Source organism: Corallococcus macrosporus DSM 14697, from assembly GCF_002305895.1.
GTDB lineage: Bacteria > Myxococcota > Myxococcia > Myxococcales > Myxococcaceae > Myxococcus > Myxococcus macrosporus.
Genome location: NZ_CP022203.1, coordinates 7,130,435 through 7,151,448, shown reverse-complemented (window position 1 = coordinate 7,151,448; position 21,014 = coordinate 7,130,435). Strand labels below are relative to the sequence as shown.

The 21,014-nt window shown below is 69.7% G+C and carries 18 protein-coding genes; 13 read left to right on the top strand and 5 right to left on the bottom strand.

From position 1 onward, the window contains the following. Positions 1-34 precede the first annotated feature (34 nt). On the top strand, positions 35-1,000 hold the full coding sequence (locus MYMAC_RS28745; RefSeq protein ID WP_013938386.1) for an electron transfer flavoprotein subunit alpha/FixB family protein: 966 nt from the start codon (positions 35-37) through the stop codon (positions 998-1,000). Between the two features lie 76 nt (positions 1,001-1,076). Here the strand turns inward: MYMAC_RS28745 and MYMAC_RS28740 are convergent, their stop codons facing one another. Continuing rightward, positions 1,077-1,622 carry a cytochrome c oxidase assembly factor Coa1 family protein gene (locus MYMAC_RS28740; protein ID WP_095960391.1) on the bottom strand — a complete coding sequence of 182 codons (546 nt, stop codon included), beginning with the start codon at positions 1,620-1,622 and terminating at the stop codon, positions 1,077-1,079. A 168-nt stretch (positions 1,623-1,790) separates the two neighbouring features. Between MYMAC_RS28740 and MYMAC_RS28735 the strand changes: the two genes are divergently transcribed. The 9 genes from MYMAC_RS28735 to MYMAC_RS28695 all read left to right on the top strand — a co-directional run bounded on the left by MYMAC_RS28735 (position 1,791) and on the right by MYMAC_RS28695 (position 10,908). After that, the gene (locus MYMAC_RS28735) at positions 1,791-2,768 is read left to right on the top strand and encodes a GNAT family N-acetyltransferase (protein ID WP_095960390.1); all 978 of its coding nucleotides are present in this window, start codon (positions 1,791-1,793) and stop codon (positions 2,766-2,768) included. 112 nt (positions 2,769-2,880) lie between these two features. Beyond that, the gene (locus MYMAC_RS28730) at positions 2,881-3,822 is read left to right on the top strand and encodes a DMT family transporter (protein ID WP_013938389.1); all 942 of its coding nucleotides are present in this window, start codon (positions 2,881-2,883) and stop codon (positions 3,820-3,822) included. A 108-nt stretch (positions 3,823-3,930) separates the two neighbouring features. Continuing rightward, entirely contained in the window at positions 3,931-4,908 is a 978-nt protein-coding gene (locus MYMAC_RS28725) for an MBL fold metallo-hydrolase (RefSeq protein WP_043710432.1), read from the top strand. A gap of 37 nt (positions 4,909-4,945) precedes the next feature. Further along, positions 4,946-5,533, top strand: coding sequence for an MOSC domain-containing protein (locus tag MYMAC_RS28720; RefSeq protein WP_095960389.1), 588 nt, complete (start codon positions 4,946-4,948; stop codon positions 5,531-5,533). Between the two features lie 210 nt (positions 5,534-5,743). Beyond that, positions 5,744-6,208, top strand: coding sequence for a DUF4150 domain-containing protein (locus MYMAC_RS28715; protein WP_095960388.1), 465 nt, complete (start codon positions 5,744-5,746; stop codon positions 6,206-6,208). A gap of 27 nt (positions 6,209-6,235) precedes the next feature. Beyond that, positions 6,236-8,758 (top strand): TIGR02270 family protein, encoded by a 2,523-nt coding sequence (locus tag MYMAC_RS28710; protein ID WP_095960387.1) that lies wholly within the window; start codon positions 6,236-6,238, stop codon positions 8,756-8,758. Beyond that, a complete protein-coding gene (locus MYMAC_RS28705) occupies positions 8,748-9,500 on the top strand; it encodes a hypothetical protein (protein WP_157757571.1) in 753 nt (250 codons plus the stop codon). The genes MYMAC_RS28710 and MYMAC_RS28705 overlap by 11 nt, the downstream gene beginning before the upstream one ends. A 17-nt stretch (positions 9,501-9,517) precedes the next feature. Then, positions 9,518-10,093: an imm11 family protein gene (locus MYMAC_RS28700; RefSeq protein WP_157757570.1), complete on the top strand. Its 576-nt coding sequence runs from the start codon at positions 9,518-9,520 to the stop codon at positions 10,091-10,093. 11 nt (positions 10,094-10,104) lie between these two features. Then, positions 10,105-10,908, top strand: coding sequence for an Imm49 family immunity protein (locus tag MYMAC_RS28695; RefSeq protein WP_157757569.1), 804 nt, complete (start codon positions 10,105-10,107; stop codon positions 10,906-10,908). A 109-nt stretch (positions 10,909-11,017) separates the two neighbouring features. Here MYMAC_RS28695 and MYMAC_RS28690 read toward each other — a convergent pair whose 3' ends face one another. Further along, a complete protein-coding gene (locus MYMAC_RS28690; protein ID WP_204816993.1) occupies positions 11,018-12,484 on the bottom strand; it encodes a pentapeptide repeat-containing protein in 1,467 nt (488 codons plus the stop codon). A 44-nt stretch (positions 12,485-12,528) separates the two neighbouring features. On the opposite strand from MYMAC_RS28690, the gene MYMAC_RS28685 reads away from it, so the two are divergent. Together MYMAC_RS28685 and MYMAC_RS28680 are read left to right on the top strand one after the other, a co-directional pair. Next, complete coding sequence (locus tag MYMAC_RS28685; protein ID WP_095960382.1) at positions 12,529-13,485, top strand: RluA family pseudouridine synthase; 957 nt, start codon at positions 12,529-12,531, stop codon at positions 13,483-13,485. Positions 13,486-13,517: 32 nt separating this feature from the next. Then, positions 13,518-16,091, top strand: coding sequence for a penicillin-binding protein 1A (locus MYMAC_RS28680; RefSeq protein WP_095960381.1), 2,574 nt, complete (start codon positions 13,518-13,520; stop codon positions 16,089-16,091). Here the strand turns inward: MYMAC_RS28680 and pyrF are convergent. The 3 genes from pyrF to MYMAC_RS28665 form a co-directional block, all read right to left on the bottom strand. Further along, positions 16,072-16,938, bottom strand: coding sequence for an orotidine-5'-phosphate decarboxylase (gene pyrF, locus MYMAC_RS28675; protein ID WP_095960380.1), 867 nt, complete (start codon positions 16,936-16,938; stop codon positions 16,072-16,074). The two genes, MYMAC_RS28680 and pyrF, sit on opposite strands and share 20 nt — an antisense overlap. Positions 16,939-16,967: 29 nt before the next feature. Then, positions 16,968-17,729 (bottom strand): SDR family oxidoreductase, encoded by a 762-nt coding sequence (locus MYMAC_RS28670; RefSeq protein ID WP_095960379.1) that lies wholly within the window; start codon positions 17,727-17,729, stop codon positions 16,968-16,970. Positions 17,730-17,823: 94 nt separating this feature from the next. Further along, a complete protein-coding gene (locus MYMAC_RS28665) occupies positions 17,824-18,849 on the bottom strand; it encodes a histone deacetylase family protein (protein WP_013938397.1) in 1,026 nt (341 codons plus the stop codon). Positions 18,850-18,960: 111 nt separating this feature from the next. Here MYMAC_RS28665 and MYMAC_RS28660 point away from each other — a divergent pair, with 111 nt between their 5' ends. Then, entirely contained in the window at positions 18,961-21,009 is a 2,049-nt protein-coding gene (locus MYMAC_RS28660) for a methyl-accepting chemotaxis protein (protein ID WP_095960378.1), read from the top strand. Positions 21,010-21,014 lie beyond the last annotated feature (5 nt).

The window sequence follows — 21,014 nt, the reverse complement described above, 5'->3', positions numbered from 1 at the left end:
GTCCCGCCCGCCAACACTCTACGGAGACATCCAAATGCCAATCGTTCTCATTGTCGCCGAGCAGCAGCCGGACGGGAACCTCCGCAAGGCCTCCCTCAACGCCATCTCCGCGGGTAAGCAGCTCGCCGAGAAGGCCGGTGGCGAGCTGCACATCGCCCTGGTGGGCAAGGACCCCGCGAAGGTCGCGGACGAGCTCAAGGGCCACGGCGCGAAGGCCGTGCACCTGGGCGCCGCCCCCGAGCTGGAGCACTACCTGGCGGAGACCTACGCGCCCGCCATCGCCGCCCTGGCCCAGGAGCTGAAGGCGGACTTCATCGGCGCGGCCTCCACGGCCCAGGGCAAGGACCTGCTGCCCCGCGTGGCCGGCAAGCTGCGCGCCGCCATGGCCACCGACGTCATGGCCATCAACGGCAGCGGCGCGGACATCACCTTCACGCGCCCCATGTGGGCCGGCAACGTCTTCGCCGACGTGAAGCTGACCACGCCGGTGAAGGTGTTCACCCTGCGCGCCACGGAGTTCACCGCCGCCGCGGGCGGTGAGGGCGCCTCCGAGGTGAAGACCTTCAGCCCGAAGCTGGAGGCCTCCAAGACGAAGTTCGTCGACTTCAAGGAAGTGAAGAGCGCCCGCCCCGAGCTGACCGAGGCGCGCGTCGTCATCTCCGGTGGCCGTGGCACCAAGGGCGACTTCAAGGAGATCGAGGCCCTGGCGGACGACCTGGGCGCCGCGGTGGGCGCGTCCCGCGCGGTGTGCGACGCGGGCTGGGTTCCCAATGACTTGCAGGTCGGCCAGACGGGCAAGGTCGTCGCTCCGGCGCTCTACATCGCGGCGGGCATCAGCGGCGCCATCCAGCACCTGGCGGGCATGAAGAGCTCGAAGACCATCGTCGCCATCAACAAGGACCCGGAGGCCCCCATCTTCCAGGTGGCGGACTACGGCGTGGTGGCGGACCTCTTCAAGGTGCTGCCCGAGCTGCGCGCGGAGCTGGCGAAGCTGAAGTAGTCCCGACGGGCACGGCCGTGCCCTGAAGCAAGCAGGGGCGACGTGGGGAACCTCCCCGCGCCGCCCCTTCGCTTTTTCACAGGTCGATTTCGCGGCCCGCGTCGCGCGGCGCTGCTTCCTCTCCGGGCTCGGGGGCCTCGTCCGCGTAGGGCGGCTCGGCGGGCAGGGGGAGCTCGGGTCGCTGTGGGGGCTCGGCGCGCAGCAGGTCGATGAACGTGCCGTCACGCAGCGCGACGATGAGGTTGTTGAACCGCCAGGGCCCGTCCCCGCGCTTCTCGCCCTGCGCGTGCAGCGTGGCTTCGCCGTCGGGGCCCTCCAGCGGGAGGGCGAATTGCGCGCGTGAGACGTCATTGCGGCTCTGCACGGAGCTGCGTCTGGGCAGGCCGCTCTCAATGGGCGTCCCCAGCGCGCTGCGCACCCGCGCGTCCCCGCTGGCGATGGCCACCGCTTCCCGGTGCGCGTCGGATTGCCCCAGGGAGGAGAAGCCCAGGTAGGTGGCGAGCACGCCCAGGCCGATGCAGGAGGCCAGCATCCCCAGGCAGCCCAGCGCGAGGGCCCAGCGCCAGTGGCGGCTCCACCAGCCGGGCCGGGGCGCCATCGAACCTTCCTGTGCCGTGTCCATGGGGCCTCCTTGTCCCGCTTCGCGCGCGGCCTCCTCTTATTGCGCTCCCGCGCTCCGCGGGGGGCGCGCGGACGCGGGTGGGCTCCGCCAGCGGTTGGTGTGTGCACCGGGCAACAGGTAGATTTCGCGCGTGCTCCAGAGGGCCGGTGGGCACGTGAGGCTGGGAGCATGCCTTCGCGCAAAGCCTCCTCCGCAGAGGTGCTGTTGGACGTGCTGGAGGCGCTGCCTCCGGGGCACCGGCTGTGGGTGCGGGGCGCGGGCCGGAGCCTGTTCCCGTTGCTGCGGGCCGGGGACTCGGTGCGGGTGATGCGCTGTGGCCCGGGGGCGCTGGCTTCGGGCGACGTGGCGCTGATGCGGCAGGGCCGCGAGCTGGTGGCGCACGTGGTGGTGTCCACGCAGCCCTGGCGGACGGCCTCGCTGCTGGGGGCCCAGGATGCCCCGGGCGGCGTGACGCTGGGCCGGGTGGTGGCCCTCCGGAGAGGGCGGTGGGTGCTGCCCCTGCCCAGGCCCCTGCGCCCGGCGCTGTGGCTGGCGCAACAGGCCGCGTCCACGGCGTGGGCCTGGCCCCGGACCCGGCTAGTGTCTCGGGGTGTGTGGGACTTCCTCTTCTCCGGATGGTCGTTGCCGCTCCGCCACCGGCTGGTGGGGCCGCTGGAGGTGCGGCTCCTGACGGCGGGCGATTTGGACGCGCTCCTGGCCTTCGCCAGTGAGCGGCTGGTGGTGTCACCCGGCTTCCTGCGCCGTCAGCTCCGCGAACGGTGGGGGCTGACGGACGCGCAGCGCCGGGGCGCCGCGGCGGGGGCCTTCGACGCCGAGGGGCGGATGCATGGCTTCGCCTGGGTGGACTCGTACCGTCAGGAAGGCTTGCAGTTGGAGGGCGTCTGGGTGCGCTCGCTGGTGGTGGCGCCCCGCGTGCGGCGCATGGGCGTGGCCACGGGGCTCCTCGAGTGTCTGATGGCGGAGGCCCGGCGGCAGGGCGAGCCGCGCGTCCTGGCGGACGTGGACGACGACAACACGGCGTCGCTGCGCACGTTCGAACGCCTGGGGTTCCAGCGGGCGGGCGAGGCGCTCACCCGGGAGGCCAACGAGGCCTGGGACGCCACGGGCCGCTCCAAGCGGCTGGTCGTCGTCGAGCGCGTCCTGTAGGTGCGCCGCCGGAGGTTGCGCGGCCGCCCGGGCTGCGTCAAAAAGCCCGCGGCCGTGGCCGGCGGGACGTCCGTGGCGCGCCCGGCGTCATCCTCTCCGGTGGAACAGGAACATGAGCACCTCGACGTCCGACATGCTGGGGGGCGCGACGGAGCCTCCTTCGCGCGCGCAGCGGCTTCGCGCGGATGGGGCGCTGGCGCTCATCACCTCGTTCTGGGGCATCACCTTCGTGGTGGTGAAGGACGCGCTCGGGCATGGGGACCCCTTCAGCTTCCTCACGCTGCGCTTCCTCGTGGGCGCGACGGTGCTGAGCGTCCTGGCTGGGCGGCAGGTGCTGACGGCGCGCAACCTGCGCAGCGGCGCGATGCTGGGCACCTTCCTCTTCCTGGGCTTCTCGCTGCAGACGGTGGGGCTCACCACCACCACGCCCTCGCGCTCGGCGTTCATCACCGGGCTGTGCGTGCTGCTGGTGCCGCTGCTGTCGATGGTGCTCTACCGGAAGGCGCCGAAGTTCACCTCGCTTCTTGGCGTGGGCCTGGCGGCGGTAGGGCTCTACTTCTTCACGCAGCCGGACGCGGGGCTGGAGAGCGGCGGCCTGACATCCGGAGACGTGCTGTCGCTGGGCTGCGCGGTGGCCTACGCGTGCCACATCCTGATGACGGAGCGGCATGCGCCCAAGCAGGGGGTGATGGGGCTGGTGGCGGTGCAGCTCTGGACGGTGGCGCTGCTGTCCGCGCTGTGCCTGCCCTTCGTGGAGCGGCGCGTGGCGTGGCATCCGTCCTTCGTGGGCGCGGTGTTCATCTGCGGCGTGTTCGCCAGCGCGGTGGCCATCAGCATCCAGACCTGGGGGCAGGCGCGCACCACGGCGGTGCGCGCGGCGCTCATCTACTCGTTGGAGTCGGTGTTCGCCGCGCTGTACTCGGTGCTGCTGGGCTACGAGGTGCTGGGGCCTCGCGAGTGGTTCGGCGGCGCGCTCATCCTGTCGGGCGTGCTGATGTCGGAGGTGGGCGCGGCGGCTTGGGACTGGTGGCGCGCGCGGGTGCCGGCGCGGTAGAGCCTCGCGCGCATGGCTGTGCCGGGCCTGGCCACCAGCCGGGCGGGCAGGGCGGTGAAGTGAGGGCGGCCACGGGCGCGTGGACGCGCTATACCCGGGGCCCTTCCCATGAGTGTGGAGCTGCGGCGAAACGGGATGCACCTGTCGGGCACCCCCCTGTCCCTGGACGCGAAGCGCAAGTCACCGCTGTGCTTCGTGAGTCACGGGCATTCGGACCACATCGCCCGGCACGAGAGCACCATCGCCACGGCGGCGACGCTGCGCTTCATGGCGCACCGCCTGGGGCCGGTGCGTGAGCCGCGCGAGGTGCCCTTCCGGCAGCCCTTCGAGCTGGGGCCGCTGGTGCTGGAGTTGCTGCCGGCGGGGCACATCCTGGGCAGCGCGCAGCTCCGGGTGACGCGGCCAGATGGGCGCCGCATCGTCTACACCGGGGACCTCAACGTGGCGCCGTCGCTCACCGCCGAGGCGACGGAGGTGGCCGAGTGCGACACGCTCGTCATCGAGTCCACCTTCGGTCATCCGCGCTACCGCTTCCCGCCGCGTCCGGAGGTGCTGGGGCAGGTGGAGGCGTGGCTGCGGATGCAGCTTGAGCGCGGCGCCGTGCCGGTGCTGCTGGGCTATCCGCTGGGCAAGAGCCAGGAGGCGATGAAGCACCTGGCGGGACGTGGCTTCCCGCTGGTGGCGCATTCCTCCATCTACGAGGTGGCGCAGCTCTACGCGGAGCTGGGCGTGCCCATTGAGAACCTGCGCTGCTACGACGGGAAGGTGGAGCCGGGCGAGGTGCTCTTCTTCCCTCCGCACCACGCGCGGGGCGGGGCGTTGGCGCCGCTGTGGCCTCGGGCGACGGCGGTGCTGACAGGGTGGGCGGTGGACCGGGGCGCGGTGCGGCGCTACGGCGCGGATGTGGCCTTCCCGCTGTCGGACCACGCGGACTTCCCCGGGCTGGTGGGCTACGCGAAGTCCACCGGGGCGCGGGAGGTGCTGACGTGTCACGGCTTCGCGGAGGAGCTGGCGCAGGCGCTGCGCGACGCGGGAATGGATGCGCGCCCGCTGGGTGGGAAGCCGCAGCAGCTCGGACTGTTCTGACGCGCGGCGGACGGCTGGATTCGGTAGAAGGACGGTGATGGCCCGCAAGACGCCGCAGTTGGAAGGACGCATCGTGCACGTCCTCGTGTGTACCGAGCGCAAGAGCTTCGTGACGAAGGAGCTGCCCGAGGCGCGGGTGTCCTTCGAGGGGCTGGAGGGCGACCGGCACGCGGGCCTGACGCGGGCGGCGGACGTGCGCACGCCGTGGTTTCCCAAGGGCACGCCCATCCGCAACACGCGGCAGTTCTCCCTGGTGTCGACCGAGGAGCTGGCCGAGGTGGCGCAGGCCCTGGCGCTTCCGCGCGTGCTGGCGTCGTGGCTGGGCGCGAACCTGGAGGTGGCGGGCGTGCCGCGGCTGACGCACCTGCCGCCGGGCACGCGGCTGTTCTTCCCGGAGGACACGACGCTGGTGGTGGAAGGGGAGAACGAGCCCTGCATCGGCCCCGGGCGCGTCATCGAGGCGCATCACCCGGACGTGCCGAAGGTGGCGAGCCGCTTCGTGAAGGCCGCGTGGCAGCGCCGGGGCCTGGTGGCCTGGGTGGAGCGCCCCGGCGTCATCCGCGCCGGTGACACCGTGAAGGTCGTGCTGCCCAGGCCGGTGACGTACGTGCTGCCAGCACCGTGACGGCTGCGCGCTGATGGTTGCGCGAAGGCCCATCCATGGGCCTGTAGGGCGGTTCGGTGTGCGGTTCTGGATGCGGAGGGCATGCAGTTCCGCTTTTCGAACAGGCGACTGGCTGTTCGTGGACCCCACGTAGCCGGTCCTGCCTCTCATGTCCTCGTAGGCGCTGGCTGTCCGTCATCCGGGCGGCATCGAGGCGCCCTGGGAGAGGCAATGGCGAGCACGGTCGGAGTGAATCGTCTGTCCGTCATCACCCAGGACAGCGGGGGCGTGACGGTGTCGTTTCCCGACCTCTGCAAAACGCCCAGCCCCGCCGGGCCCGTCCCGATTCCGTATCCGAACATCGCCAGGGCGTCAGACACGGGCAACGCGAGCAAGACGGTCTCCGTTTCGGGCAACCCTGTCTGCTTGAAGGACTCGTGCTTCAGCACCAGCACTGGGGATGAAGCGGGGACGGCGGGCGGAGGGATAGCGTCGGGGACGACTCGCGGAAAGGCGGAGTTCGTCAACTACTCCTTCGACGTGAAATTCGAGGGGAAGAACGTACCCCGGGCCCTCGACCTCATGCTGCACAACGACAAGAACGCGCCACCGTCTCCCGTGATGCAGGGCCCCGTGGTCGCCGCCAGCCAGGCTCCCGGCACACCCGTCTGCTTGAGCTGCGAAAAGGCGTTCTGAACTCGGCGTCGACTTCAGGGGCGAGGCATGCGCTGGGACAACATCGAAGAGCATTTGGACGAGGCTGCCTTCCTCTGGGAACGGCGGCAGCGCGCGCTGTGCTCTCCGGAGTTCTCCCTGGTCGATGTAGAGAAAATCGAGAGCAGGCTCGAAGCCCATGTCGATGCATTGGGGCTGGCGACAGCGCCGCAAGTCCTGGAGTTGTTGGAGGCAGCCTTGCACGAGGAGCCAGCGCGGGCGGCCGTGGCCGTGTTGACGTTGATGGCGCGCGATGACGCCGCCGCGCTCGGGGTGCTCGCGGCGTTCATCTCCGACGGGGCCCGGGAGCAGCGAGAAGCCCTGGCCGGGGCACTGGGCACCCGAGCGTGCCCACGCATCGAGCCGATGCTGCGGGAACTCGTGAAGGAAGGGGCACCGTGGGCGCAATCCGTCGCGATGGACGTCCTGGCGCAATGGAAGCGTGGGCCGGATTTCGACCTCCAACCCTGGTGGTGCTCCGAAGACACGCAGGTCCAGGCGGCCGCATTTCGTTGGAGCGCGCGTGTTCCCCGGTCCATGCCTTCCTGGGGGCTCCAGCGGGGGCTTGAGTCTCCGGAGGACATCGTCTGGCAATCGGCCGCTGAAGCAGGCCTGGTCCACGCGCCTGGACAGACTTGGGCGGAGTGCGTGGAGCGGGTGAGGCTCCGCCGAGGCCCGTTGGGATTCCCATTGGTGGTTCTCGCATTGGGAGGAGCCGCGCGCGAGCTCACCTGGGTCGTGGACGTGCTCTCATCGGGAACGTGGACGCGGGAGGCCTTGTGGGCGTTGGGATTCAGCGGTCGCCTGCCGGCGGTGGAAGCCTGCGTTGAGTTGTTACGGCGCGAGGCGCCTGTCGCCCGGTTGGCGGGAGAGGCCTTCTCCGCGATGACGGGGTTGAAGCTGACGGAGCGCTTCGTGCTTCAACCGTCCGCGCCCGACGACGCCCTGGTGCCACTCGAAGAGGAAGACCTCGACGCCGACCTTCGGCCGCGACCCGAGGATGACCTGCCGATACCCGAACCGGACGAGGTGTCTGCGTGGTGGTCGCGAACACGCCGGGAGTGGCGACCTGATGGCCGGTTTCTCTCCGGCGGCGCCTGGACCGGGAGCTCGCTTCTTGCGGCACTGGAGCATGGCTCGGCACGCAGACGGCCTGTGCATGCGCTGGAGTTGGCCATCCGGAGCCGAGGTGCCCACGTTGTGTCCCTGCACGCCTGGGCGGTGCAACAGAAGCGCGAAGTGGTGGGAGCCCAGCTCGCTGGAAAGTTCTCGGACCAGGGTTTCGAGCGAATGCAGGGGCTGGTGACGTGGGCGAAGGCTCCAAGCAATGCAGGCGTGAGCCCGCGGCCCGCGGCACGCGAGCGGTCGCGGCCCGGGAGCCTCTCGGTGTGCGCGCTCGGGATGGCCTCGCCGCTGGGAGACAGCGCCGTGGAGAGTTGCGCTGCGAGCAGGGCAGGGCTTTCACGCGTCGTCGCCAGCGACGAAGTCCACGTCTGGGACGCGGATGCCCAGGAGATGCGAGCCGCATCCGGATGCGTCATCCCAGTCATCACCGAAGGGTTCACCGGCCTGGCGCGCCTGGTGCGGCTCGCTACCGCGGGGCTGCGCGACCTCTTGCGCGGTGTCCCCTCGTTGGACATGCCCCGGACGGGCTTGTTCCTCGCCTTGCCTGACGGTTCTCTCGTCGCGGCGGGCGCAGCGGCCCTTCTCAAGGAGGCGGACGTTCAGGGCGAAGCGATGGAGGAGTCCTTCGGCGAGGCAGCAGGCGCGCTGCCCCAGCGCTGTGCGCGGCACCTCCTGCCCATCCTGGCGAGGCTCATCCCGCCCCTCGGTGGGCTGGCCTCGCATCGGCTGTATTTCGAGGGACGATTGGGCTACTTCCATGCGCTCCAGGAGGCCCGGAAGCAGTTGGAGCTCGGGGGCCTGGACCACTGCATCGTGGGCGGCGTCGACAGTCTCATGGATACGCCTGTCCTGGAGGCACTCAAGGCAACACGCCGCTTGAAGGCTCCTCAGCAGCCCGTGGGCTGCACGCCCGGAGAGTGTGCCGCCTTCGTCCTCTTGGGGCGTGAGCGATGCGCGGGCCCACATTCAACCCCGTGCTGCATGCTGGAGGGGCCGAGCGTCACCGCGACACCGCGCGCCAATGGCGCAATCGCTCCGCACGCGGGGATGGCTCTCGCGGAGACGCTGTCGGGGGCACTGGTAGGAAGTGGCGTGGACGGCCGCCAGGTGGCGTTGAGCATCGGGAGCCTCAACGGTGCCGAGCGTCAGGCCTATGCCTGGGGACTGGCGCTCGTGACGCTTCGTTCGCGCGGGCTCCTGACGAATCCCGCGGAGTGGTTCCCAGCGCTCTCCTTCGGCGAAATCGGGGCGGCGACGGCGCCCGCCGCGCTCTGTTTCGCTGTGCGTGCCTTCGAGTTGGGGCGCGTGCCTGGCCGCCATTGTCTTGTCTGGGGCGCGGACGACGACGGAGGCGCGGGAGCCTTCGTGCTGACCGGCCCCTTCCCAGGAGGCGGAGATGTCAGATGAAGCGCATCTCGATATCAACGAACTCATGAAGGAGCGGAAGGGCTGGTTTCATAAACACGACGAGGGCATGCCCGAGCATCGGCGGTACGGCCGCTCATGCAGGTCCGGAGGGGACGGATACCTGGGCCCCTGGGCCAATGCGCACCACCTGCTCCCGCAGAATGCCTTCTTCCGGTCCACGGAGAACCATCCGAATCAGGCGTACATCGAGCGGGTGAAGTGGATTACGCCGTACAACATCAACCGCCCTTCGAACATGCTGGGGATGCCCAGCTTCAACATCTACGCGCTTCACTATCAACGACAGCGCACGTTGGACGAGCTGCGGCACCCCGAGGGGAAGGCGAGAGAGTACGTCAGCAAGTTCAACGAACAGGAAGCACGGCTCCGGCAACGGTGGCTCGACAAGATTGTCTCAGGTGGCCCCAACATGAGCCCGGAGACCATCGCCATCCATCTCCCCGTGTCATTCGGCCATACCGAATACAATGACGTCGTGACTTCGGCCTTGATGGAGAACGTGTGGCAGGTGCTCAACAAGGAGAAGGATGCCCACCGGATTTCCAAGGCGACCTTCCAGGCCGTGCAGGACGCGCTCACGCGACTTGAAACCAGGTTTCGACAGCGCCTGAAGTCCAGAAGCACCAGCATCAAGCAATGGAAACGCCAGAATGACCCGGAGGCGACGGACTGGCACGAGCCTTACGTGATGGAAGCGACATCTGACCCCCTCCGAAAATGAGCAGGAGCGAGGACGCAATGAGCTACGTGTTGGGGCTGGCCAGGATAGGGCGAGGCGCGTGCCGCCTGGGGGCGTTGCTGGGGGTTGAGCGGGACTATGAGTTGTTCGACGGGCTCTCGCGCAAGGATGGGTTTCCTCGCGACGCTCGCTTCGAGATGAGCGAGGAGTTCCCAAATGACATTCGGACGGAGGACTTCATCAAGAACATGAATGGCCTGCTCGTTGCGTCTGCTCGGGCGCGAGCGGTGCTGGAAGCTCAGCCCTTGAAGAACAACGAGTTTCTCCCCGTCTCTGTCATCAACCACAAGGGCCGGGTCGAGAAGGGGCCCTTCTTCATCGTGCACCAGGTCGTGCTTCAGGACTGCATCGACATGGAGAAGACCGTCGCGGATGAGAACCCCATCAACCGCGAGGTGTTCATCAGCATCGACCGGCTGGTGCTGGATGCGCAGCGCATTGACGCGGACGTTTCGCTCTTCAGGATGCGCCGCTTCCCCCATCGCCCTCTCTTCCGAGACGATGTCATGGGGCGCGTCAACGAAGCGGGCTTGACGGGCATCCAGTTCGTGCCGCCTGGCACGTTCACTTATTGAACGGGGGGGCCGTGGCGCTGACGCGATTGAAGGAAGACCTCATCCTGTATCTTGGAGCCCTGGCGGAGAGCGCCTCGCAGCAGCCCGATGTCGACAGCAAGGGGCGCGTCTACCTGGACCTGGCGCGGCACCACCGCGCCTACGCCATCTGCCTGCTGCTGGAGGACGCGGACATCGACGGCTTCTTCCACGGGCTCATCCAGTCAGCGCTCACTTGGAGGTATTTCCTGGAGCGCGGTGGCGCTGCGAATGCGTCATACCGCCGGGCGAGCCTGAATGACGCCTTCCTGGATGCCGTGGCCGCGGCGCAATGGCCGTTGGCACGAGGGCTGGCCTCGCTCTCGGCCCAGACCTGGACGCAGGGAGAGGAGTACGCGGACGACTTCGCCTATGCGCGCTTCCTGCACCTGCTCATCGCGCTTCCTCAACCGGAGCCCGCCGCGCTCGAGCGTTTGCTCGCGCAGTTCGAGGGCGCGCTCGAAGGAGGGACAGACGCACGGTTGGATGTGGCCAAGGCGCTGTTCGTCCGGGACTCGGAGGCGTTCGAGCGCGCCTTCAGGGAGCTCCTCGACGCGCATGCCGCCCGGATGAAGCGAATCGCCGACCCCTGGCGAGATTCGGCGCTGGCCCGGGACTACACCTTCAAGCCGAACCGCTACGTGCTGGTGGAGGGACTGGCGCTGCTGCACATCGCCGAGTCCCTGGGGCTGAAGGTGGCGCCCGAGTACCGGTTCTGCCCAGACCTGGCCCGGCGCCGGGACTACGCGCCCTTTGAACCCCTGGGTTTCCCTGGCGTCACGCTGGCGCAGGGCTGAGGGCCGGGGCGGCCGGTAACCCCGTCCGCCAGAAACACCACGGGGCCGCCAGGTCCGGGAGCACCTCCCGGACCCCGCGGCCCCGCGGGCATCGACCTGCTCCGGACGGCTACTCCTCCGGCGACTGGACGATGAGCTTCTCCTTGCCGCACACGTCACAGCGCAGGTGGACGAAGAGGTCGCCCTCGCTCTCCTCGGGAACCTCACCCTCGGGGACGCCCAGCTCCTCCTTCGCCAGCGCCGCCACCTTGGCGGGAATCTCCTCCGCCTTCAGCGACTGGACGTACGTCATCTCCCGGTCGTGGCACTCGCGCGTCTCGGGGCCGTTGAGCCACGACGGCTCCATGCCCTCCGGCAGCCGGCTCACCAGCTCCAGGTTGGTGACGGACTCGGCCAGGTAGGCCAGCCGCCGCAGCCGCGCCTCGTCCGGCAGCGCCGCGAAGACCTGGAAGCCCTCCAGCAGGGCGTTGCGGTCATCCCCCGTGGCGAGCTGCGCCAGCTCCAGCGACGCGTCGCTCGAGTCCAGCGCCTCGTCCCAGTTGTTCTCCGGGTTGAAGCCCGCCTCCAGCAGCGACGTGTAGAGCTGCGTGGCCGCCAGCCGGCGCCGCGCCTCCTGCAGGTGCTCCACGACTTCGTGCGTCAAACGCAGCTCCAGGAGCGCGCCGGTGGTGCGGGGGTCGATGGAGCCCGTGAGGTCATCCACGTCCACCTCTTCCCTCAGCGCACCCTTGAGCACCTGGGCCGCGGCGAAGCGGAACAGGGGCAGCACACCCACCTCGCGCAGGTACATGGCCGCCACCGGGGCGTCCTTGGCGCCCATGCGCAGCGCCTTCTGCGCGCGGTCCACCACGGCCGGGTCCGCCGCGGGCTTCTTGTTCTCCAGCCGCGTCTTCACCGCCTCGCGGTAGAGCGTCTCCAGCGAGCTGCCCGGGGGCAGCCGCTGCGGCAGGAGCGGGCGCAGGCCCGGCACGTCCAGCACCCACAGCGGGGGCACGCCCATCCGCTTCAGCGCCCGGAAGAAGAGCGAGCCGGGCGGGTCCTGGGGCCGGAAGGGCGGCAGCTCGTCGCTGACGGGCTCGCCCTGGAGCGCCGCGGCGGCCTGCACGCCCAGGGCCTTCTCGCGCTGCTCACGCGTGAAGGCGGTGATGCCCTGGGCGGGCGGCGGTGGCGGCGGCGGGGCCTCCTCGCCATCCAGACCGACGACGCGGTCCATGTCCACGTCGTCCATCTCGATGTCTTCGAGCCCCTTGGCGCCCGTGAAGTCGCACCGCAGCAACTTCAGCTTTTCGAACGTCGCGCCTTCGAGGTTCGCACCCCGGAAGTCGCAGTCCTGGAGCCGGCCGCCGTGGAAGTAGGCGTTGGAAAGGTCCGCGTCCCGGAAGTTGACCTTGGACAGGTCGCACCGGTCCCATTCCGAGCCGATGAGGCCCAGCCCGGACAGGTCCGTGTTGGCGGAGAACAGTTGAGTGAAGGTGGCGCCGGTATGGTCGGTGGCGACCTGGCCGGACTTGCGCATCCGGTTCCATTCCGCCGAGCCACTCTGGAGGAGCTTCTCGATACTGGGGGCTTTCGCCATGGACCCGGGATTATTCGTATGGTCTGGTCCATGCGCCAGCACAAATGATCGAGTACCGAATCGAAGCCGACACCGCCGGGATGCGGCTGGACAAGCACCTGCGCAAACGGCTCCCCAATGTCCCGGTGAGCCACCTCTTCAAGATGATTCGCACCAAGAAGGTGCGGGTGAACGGGAAGCGTGCGCAGCCCGAGCAGTTGCTGTCCGAAGGAGACGTGCTCACCATCCGCGGCGACGAGCAGCAGCTCGTGGGGGCGGAACGTCCGAAAGTGGACCCCCCTCCACCGCCGGTGGACCCCAGCCGGTTGGTCATCCTTCGAGAGGACGACTGGCTCATGGCCGTGGACAAGCCCAGTGGAATGGCCGTCCATACCGGTAGCGGCATCACCGGCGGGACGCTGGTGGACTATGTGCGCGCCTACCTGGGGCCCAAGGCCGTCCGCAACGACTTCGCGGCCTCGCCCGCACACCGGCTGGACCGGGAGACCTCCGGCGTCATCCTGGTGGCCAAGCGGCGCCCGGCCATGGTGCACTTCACCGAGGTCTTCACCCACGGCCTGTCCCGCAAGCGCTACCTGACCCTGGTGAAGGGGAAGATGCCCCGGGACTCGGGCGTCATCGACCTGCCCCTGGCGGAGCACCAGCAGACGGCCGAGTCCAAGGCCCGTCGTGGGGTGAACATGCAGGCGGCCGTCACCCGGTGGAAGGTCGTCAAGCAGTCGGGCGAGGCGGCGCTCCTGTCCTGCGCCATCGAGACAGGGCGCACGCATCAGATAAGAAGGCATCTGGCCGCCATCGGACATCCGGTGGCCGGGGACAAGAAGTACGGAGACTTCGCCTTCAACCGCGACGTGCGGGCGCGCTGGGGGCTCAAACGGCTGTTCCTGCACGCCGAGCGCATCGAATTCCCGCATCCCGAAGGCGGCGCGAAGGTGGCCGTGGAGGCCCCCCTCGCCGCCGAGCTCCGAGATGTGCTCAAGCGGGCCGCATTGGTGCCCTGAGTTGAAGCCCGCGAGGCCGAAAAGAAACGCGTATGTCCGACCCTAAATCCGCTGACCGCAGCCGCTCGAAGCTGGTGCTCGAGGGCGTCCCCCCCAAGCGCTGGTGGAAGTTCCTCCTGAAGACCGCGGGATGGCTGGCGCTGACGGGGGCCACGGCCGCCGTGATTGCCGTGACGACCGTGTACTACGTGTACGCGGATGGGCTGCCGGCCATCCCCAAGGTGGACGAGTACTGGCCGCCCATCGTCACCGAGGTCTACACGGACGACGCGGTGCTGGCCGGCGAGTTCTACGAAGAGCGCCGCAAGGTGGTGCCCTACGAGCGGATTCCGAAGCGCCTGGTCCAGGCCTTCATCGCGTCGGAGGACTCCAGCTTCTTCGACCACTTCGGCGTCGACATCCTCGGCACCGCGCGCGCCGGCTTCAAGACGGTGGCCTCCAAGCTGGGGCTGCGCTCGGGCGGCATCCAGGGTGGCTCCACGCTGACGCAGCAGACCGCGAAGGCGGTGCTCATCTCCGCGGAGGGCTACAAGTCCGCCACCGCCAAGACAATCACCCGCAAGATTCGCGAGGCCATCCTCGCCCTGCGGCTGGAGCAGGCACTGACGAAGGAGGAGATCCTCTACCTCTACCTCAACAACGTCTTCCTCGGGCACCACAGCTACGGCGTGCAGAGCGCGGCGGAGAACTACTACCGCAAGGACGTGCGCGACCTGACGCTGGGGGAGATGACGCTCATCGCGGGCCTGCCGCAGGCGCCCAGCCGCTACTCGCCCTTCCTGCGCCCGGAGGCGGCCCGCAAGCGCCGCTCCTACGTGCTGCGCCGCATGCTGGCGGAGGGCATGATTTCGCAGGAGGAGCACGACACCGCCAACGCCGAAGCGGTGAAGGTGTACCCGGTGGAGGACGTGTTCCACGAGTTCGCGCCGTACTTCGTGGAGCAGGTGCGCAAGGACGTGGTGGAGCGCTACGGCAACCCCGTGCTGCTCAAGGCCGGCCTCAAGGTCTTCACCACCATGGACAGCGAGCGCCAGCGCGCCGCGCAGGACGCGGTGCTCCACGGCCTCCTGGCGGTGGACAAGCGCCAGGGCTGGCGCGGCCCGGTGGAGCAGCTCGCGTCGAAGGAGGCCATCCGCGCCTTCATCGACCGCGCGAAGAAGGTGATGGGCGCGCAGGAGCTGGTGGAGAACCGGCTCTACGTCGCCGTCGTCACGTCCATTGACTCGGACGGCAAGGGCGCGGACGTGCAGGTGGGCGGGCACGCCGGCCGGCTGCCGCTCCTGGGCATGCGCTGGGCGCGCAAGGTGAACCCGGAGGGCTACTACCCGGCGATGATGCTCTCCTCGGTGAAGAGGGCCATCTCCGAGGGCGACGTCATCGTGGTGCGCCACGTGACGAAGAAGGACCTGACGGACGACAAGGAGCAGTGGGACAAGCGGCTCGCGGACGACATCCCCAGCGAGGGCGTGAAGCTCTTCCGCCTGGAGCAGACGCCGGAGGCGCAGAGCGCGCTCGTCTCCATCGACCCGCACCGCCAGTACCTCACCGCGATGGTGGGCGGCTACGACTTCGACGACAACGAGTTCAACCGCGCCTTCCAGGCGTGCCGTCAGCCGGGCAGCTCCTTCAAGCCCTTCGTGTACTCGGCGGCGCTGGAGCAGCTCGACTGGACGGAGGCCACCGTCCTCGTGGACTCGCCGATTGTCGAGCACGACCCGGACACCAAGGTGTCGTGGAAGCCGGCCAACTACAGCGACAAGTTCGAGGGCGAGGTGCTCCTGCGCACGTCGCTGGTCAATTCGCTGAACGTGCCCGCGGTGAAGACCTTCGGCGCGGTGGGCGTGCACAACATGGCCGCGTGGAGCCAGAAGCTGGGCATCACCACGCCCATGAACATGGACTTCTCCGCGGCGCTGGGCTCCTCGTGCGTGTACCCGGTGGACCTGGCCAACGCCTACGCCACCTTCAACCGCTACGGCCGCAAGAAGCCCACGCACTTCATCCGCAAGATTGAGGACCGCTGGGGCCGCACGCTGGAGGACCACACCGCCTTCGACGACGCGTGGGCGCCCCTGCAGGACCGCGTGGCCGCCGGCTACGCGCGCCTCTTCGAGCCGGGCGAGCAGGTGATGAGCCCGGAGGTCGGCTTCATCCTCACGCACCTGCTGCGCGGCGTGGTGCTCCAGGGCACCGGCGGCCCCGCCAACCGCCTGGGCAAGCCGGCCGCGGGCAAGACGGGCACCACCAACGACTCCTTCGACGCGTGGTTCGCCGGCTACACCCGGGATTTGGTGACGGTGGCGTGGGTGGGCTACGACTTGAACCCGCACCCGCTGGGCCGCTACGAGACGGGCGGCCGCGCCGCGCTCCCCATCTGGCTCAACTACATGAAGCGCGCGCTGGAGGGCCGGCCGCAGTCGGAGTTCTACCCCTGGCAGTCCATGGACCTGGTGCGGCTGCACATCGACAAGAAGACGGGGAAGATTGCCCCCGCGGGCGCCCGGGACTCGGAGCTGATGTTCTTCAAGAAGGGCACCGAGCCGAAGGACGCGGTGCCCGACAAGAACACGGTCGACGTGGACCAGTTCATGATGGGCGCGCAGTAGCCCGGAAGGCGCGCGCCGGCGCCAGGTGCCGCTCCAGCGCCTGGCGCAGGGCGGCGGTGTCCGGCCCCGCCTCCAGCACCGAGCGCGTGGCGGTGGGGATGACCTGCGCCTCGCGCCCGGCGAACAGGCGCTTCAAGTCGTCGAAGCCGGCGCCCTGCGCGCCGATGCCGGGCGTGAGCAGCAGCGCGCCGCCGAGCCGCTCGACGACGCCGCGGTCCGAGTCCGGGAGCGTGGCGCCCATGACGGCGCCCGCCACCGGCGCCGCGTCCGGGCCGGGCCTTTCATTGAAGGCGCGCAGGCCGTCCGCCAGGGCCTCCGCCACGGTGCGGCCGTCCGCTCCGCGCGAATTCTGGAGCGAGGTGCCCTCCGGGTTGGAGGAGCGCACCACCACGAAGGCCGCCGCGCCGGACGCGCGCGCGCGCTCCAGCGTCTTGAGCAGCGCGCCCAGGCCCAGGTAGGCGGTGAAGGTGGCCGCGTCCGCTTCGTAGGCGCTGCCCTCGCCGAAGACGCTCTGCGCGTAGGCGTCCATGGTGGAGCCGATGTCCCCGCGCTTCACGTCCAGCAGCGTGAGGGTGCCCTGGGCCTTGAAGCGGCGCATCAAGTCTTGAAGCACCTGGAGGCCCGCGGGGCCGTGGCGCTCGAAGAAGGCGCTCTGCGGCTTCACCACCGCGACGGAGTCCCCCGCCGCGTCCGCCACGCGCTCGCAGAAGTCGCGCAGGCCCTGGGCGTTGTCCGGCAGGCCCCAGCGCGTGAGCAGGTCTCTCGACGGGTCGATGCCGAGGCAGAACGGCGAGCGCTGCTCGGCGAGCTGGCTGAAGCGGTGGGCGAAGGGCTGGGGTGTCGTCACCGGGCGTCTCCGGAAGGAAGCGGGGAAGGTCAGCGCAGCCGGCGCGCGGCCGCGTCGAAGAGGGGGTTGGGCAGGAGCTTCGCCACCCGCGTGGGCACCGCGAGCTGCCAGGGGAAGGACAGCTCCGCGTCACCCCGGAGGATGCCCTTGCCCATTCGCTCCACCGCGTCCTCCGTCTCCATCAGGAAGGGCATGGGGAAGTTGTTGGTGGCCGTCAGCTCGCTCTTCACGAAGCCGGGGTAGATGCAGGTGACGCGCACGCCGGTGCCGCGCAGGTCCACGCGCAGGCTCTCCATGAAGGTGGACAGGAAGGCCTTGGACGCGGAGTAGGCCGCGTGGCCCGCCAGCCCCCGGAAGCCGGCGAGGCTGGAGACGCCCACGAGGTGGCCGCGCTTGCGCTCCACCATCTGCGGCAGCACGGCGCTCAGCGTGGCGGCGGCGCCGGTGACGTTGGTGTCGATGATGCCGCGCACCCGCTCCCAGGGCAGCTTCTTCGCGTTCGTGGTGCCGCCCACGCCCGCGTTGGCCACCACCAGGTCCAGGCCTCCGCACTCCGCGTCCAGCGCGCGGATGCGCTCCAGGGTGGCGTCCGCCTGCGTGACGTCCAACTCCACGGGCTCCACGGTGACGCCCGCGGCCTGGGCCTCGTCCCGCAGGGCCTGAAGCTGCGGCAGGCGCCGTCCGGCGGCGAACACGCGCGCGCCGCGCCTGGCGAGCCACAGCGCCAGTCCGCGTCCCAGGCCGCTCGACGCGCCCGTCACCAGCGCCGTCCGGTAGCTCATCTCCGCCATGCAGTCCTCCCGTGGGTCCGCGGGGGCTTCTTGCATGGTTGCCCGTCGAAGAACAGCGGCGCGAGGGCTGGCCCGCCTTCCAGCCAACGTCTCTCTACACGTGGGGCCAGTACGGCCGCAGCGCCTCGCGGCTGGTCCTCAGCGCGTCCCTCGCGTCCGCGTGCGTGTCACCCGTGGGGAAGCTGTCCCTGCGCCCGGCGAGCACCTCCACGCAGGCATGCACGGACTGGGACAGGCCCTCCAGCGAGTAGCCGCCCTCCAGCAGCAGCACCAGCCGCCCCTGGCACACGCTGTCCGCCAGGGACTTCATCGCCGAGCACATGGCCGCGAAGCCGCGCTCGCTGACGTCCATGCCGCCAATCGGGTCGTGCTGGTGCGAGTCGAAGCCCGCGGAGACGAGGATGAGCTGGGGCCGGTACGCCTCCGCCACGGGCAGCAGCAGCTCCTCGAAAATCATCCCGTAGTCCGCGTCCGAGTTGCCGCCCGGCAGCCCCACGTTGACGGTGTAGCCCTCGCCCTCGCCCGTGCCCGTCTCCTGGGCCGCGCCCGTGCCCGGGTAGTAGGGGAACTGGTGCACCGACTGGTACATGACGTCCCGGCGCGACCAGAACGCCGCCTGCGTCCCGTTGCCGTGGTGCACGTCCCAGTCGAGCACCAGCACGCGCTCGGCGCCCAGCTTCCGGCCCGCCTCCGCGGCGATGGCCGCGTTGTTGTACAGGCAGAAGCCCATGGCCTTGTCGGGCTCGGCGTGGTGCCCGGGCGGGCGCACCAGCGCGAAGGCGTTGCGGGCCTCGCCGCGCATCACCGCCTCCACCGCTTGCACGGAGGCGCCCGCCGCCAGCCGGGCCGCGTCGATGCTGTCCGGCGACACATGGGTGTCCGGGTCCAACTGCGAGACGTGCCCGCTCAGGCTCGCCAGGTACGCCAGCAGCTCCGGCGTGTGGACCGACGCCAGCTCCGCCGCCGTGGCGGAGCGCGGCGCCGTCATCACCGTTCCCTTCACCGGCGTGCTCGCCAGCACCCCGAGGATGCGCCGCAGCCGCGAGGGCGACTCCGGGTGGCCCTGGCCAGGGTCGTGCTGGAAGAAGAGCGGGTCCGTCAGGAGCAGGGTGGAGGACATCGGGGAGACCTTACGCATCCGCCAGGTGGGAAGTCAGCGCCCCTGGGGGGCGAGCGGCGCTGGCGCCCTGTTCTTGCCCTGCCGGTGTTTCCCTCCCTACAGTGCCCCGTCTTGGCTCTCCGGTTCAAGAAACCCGGCCTGCGCCGGCTGCTGCTCGGCTCCTTCGCGCTCGTCCTCGCCCTCATCCTGGGGACGCTCTTCTTCGTCGTCCCCTCGCGCGTGGAGGCCCACCTGGAGCAGCGCCTGCAGACGCGGGGCGAGGCCCGCGCCCGTCAGGCCGTCAGCATGCTCACGGCCCAGCCCGCCGCGGCCCTGCCCGACAGCCTGGAGCGGCTGCGCGACGGGGACGACGACTTCAAGGTGCTGGCCGTGCTCTCCAGCGGGGGGCAGGTGCTGGCCACCCACCCGGCCCAGCCGCCCGCGTGGTTCCTGGCGGAGCTGAAGGCCCGGGAGGGCCGGGGGCTGGACGGCTTCCGCTTCACCAACGGCGACCGCGCCGTGGCGCGGCCGGTGACGCTGTCGGGCGGCGTGGCGGGGCAGGCCCTGGTGGTGCTGGACCACACCGGGCTGGACGCGGTCGTCACCGAGCTGCAGCGCCTGGTGCTGCTGGCGTTCGGCATGGGCCTGGGGCTCTTCCTGCTGGTGGCCTTCTTCATCTCCCGCGCCTTCATCCTCGTCCCGCTGGACGCGATGATGGGCATGGCCCGGCGGCTGGCGGAGGCGGACCTCACCGGACGCGTGGACGTGGGCACCCAGGACGAGCTGGGCCAATTGGCCGAGGCGCTCAACCGCATCGCCCAGAGCTGGCGGGACACGCTGGGCCGGGTGCGCGGCGTGTCGGACGTGGTGGCGGGCGTGGTGGAGCAGATCCACCGCACCGGCACCACGGTGTCGTCCGGCGCGGGCACGGTGCAGGCGCGCGTGGAGGAGACGTCCTCCTCCATGGTGGAGATGATGGCCTCGCTGCGCGGCATCGCGGAGAACGTGGAGGTCCTCTACCAGAGCGCCGAGGAGAGCAGCTCCTCCATCATGGAGATGGCCGCCACCAACGACGAGGTGGCGGAGAACGTCCAGGCCATGGCGGCCAGCGTGGAGGAGACCACCAGCGCCATCGAGCAGATGACCTTCTCCATCAAGGAGGTGGCCACCAACATCCAGGAGCTGTCCGCCTCCACGGAGGAGACCTCGTCGGCCATCAGTGAGATGGACGCCGCCATTGGCCAGGTGGAGGCCAACGCGAAGGAGACGGCGCGCCTGTCCGAGCAGGTCTTCGAGGACGCGCAGACGGGCGTGGAGTCCCTGCGCAAGACGCTCACCGGCATCGACCGCATCAAGGACACCAGCCGCAGCGCGGCCAGCGTCATCGACAGCCTGGGGCGGCGCATCTCCGAGATTGGCAACATCCTCAACGTCATCGACGACGTGGCGGAGCAGACGAACCTGCTGGCGCTCAACGCGGCCATCATCGCCGCGCAGGCCGGGGAGCACGGCAAGGGCTTCGCGGTGGTGGCGGAGGAAATCAAGGACCTGGCCGAGCGCACCGGCGCGTCCACGAAGGAGATCGCCGAGCTCATCCGCAGCATCCAGGAGGAGAGCCGCAACGCCGTGGTGGTGATGAACCAGGGCGTGCGCAGCGTGGAGGAGGGCGTGCAGCTCGGCCGGGAGGCGGAAGGGGCGCTGCGCAAAATCAACGACAGCACCCAGAAGTCCACGCAGATGGTGAAGGCCATTGCCCGGGCCACCGTGGAGCAGGCGCGGGGCAGCAAGCAGGTGACGGCCTCCATCCACCGCATCAGCGAGACGGTGCAGCAGATTTCAAAGGCCTCCAACGAGCAGGCCCGCGGCGGCGAGCAGATCATGAAGAGCGCGGAGAAGATGAAGACGCTCACCGCCCACGTGCAGCGCAGCAGCCAGGAGCAGGCGCACGGCAGCAAGCAGATCACCCGCTCCATCGAGAGCATCAACGAGATGGTCACCCACCTGAACCGCGCCCAGAAGGAGCAGACCAAGGGCAGCGAGCAGGTGCTCAAGGCGGTGGAGACCATCAAGGGCGTGTCCGAGCACCAGACGCGCTCCGTGAAGCAGTTGGAGGAGGCCATCGACAACCTCCAGCGGCAGGCGGAGATCCTGCGTGCGGAGGTCCGCCGCTTCCGGGTGTAGAGACG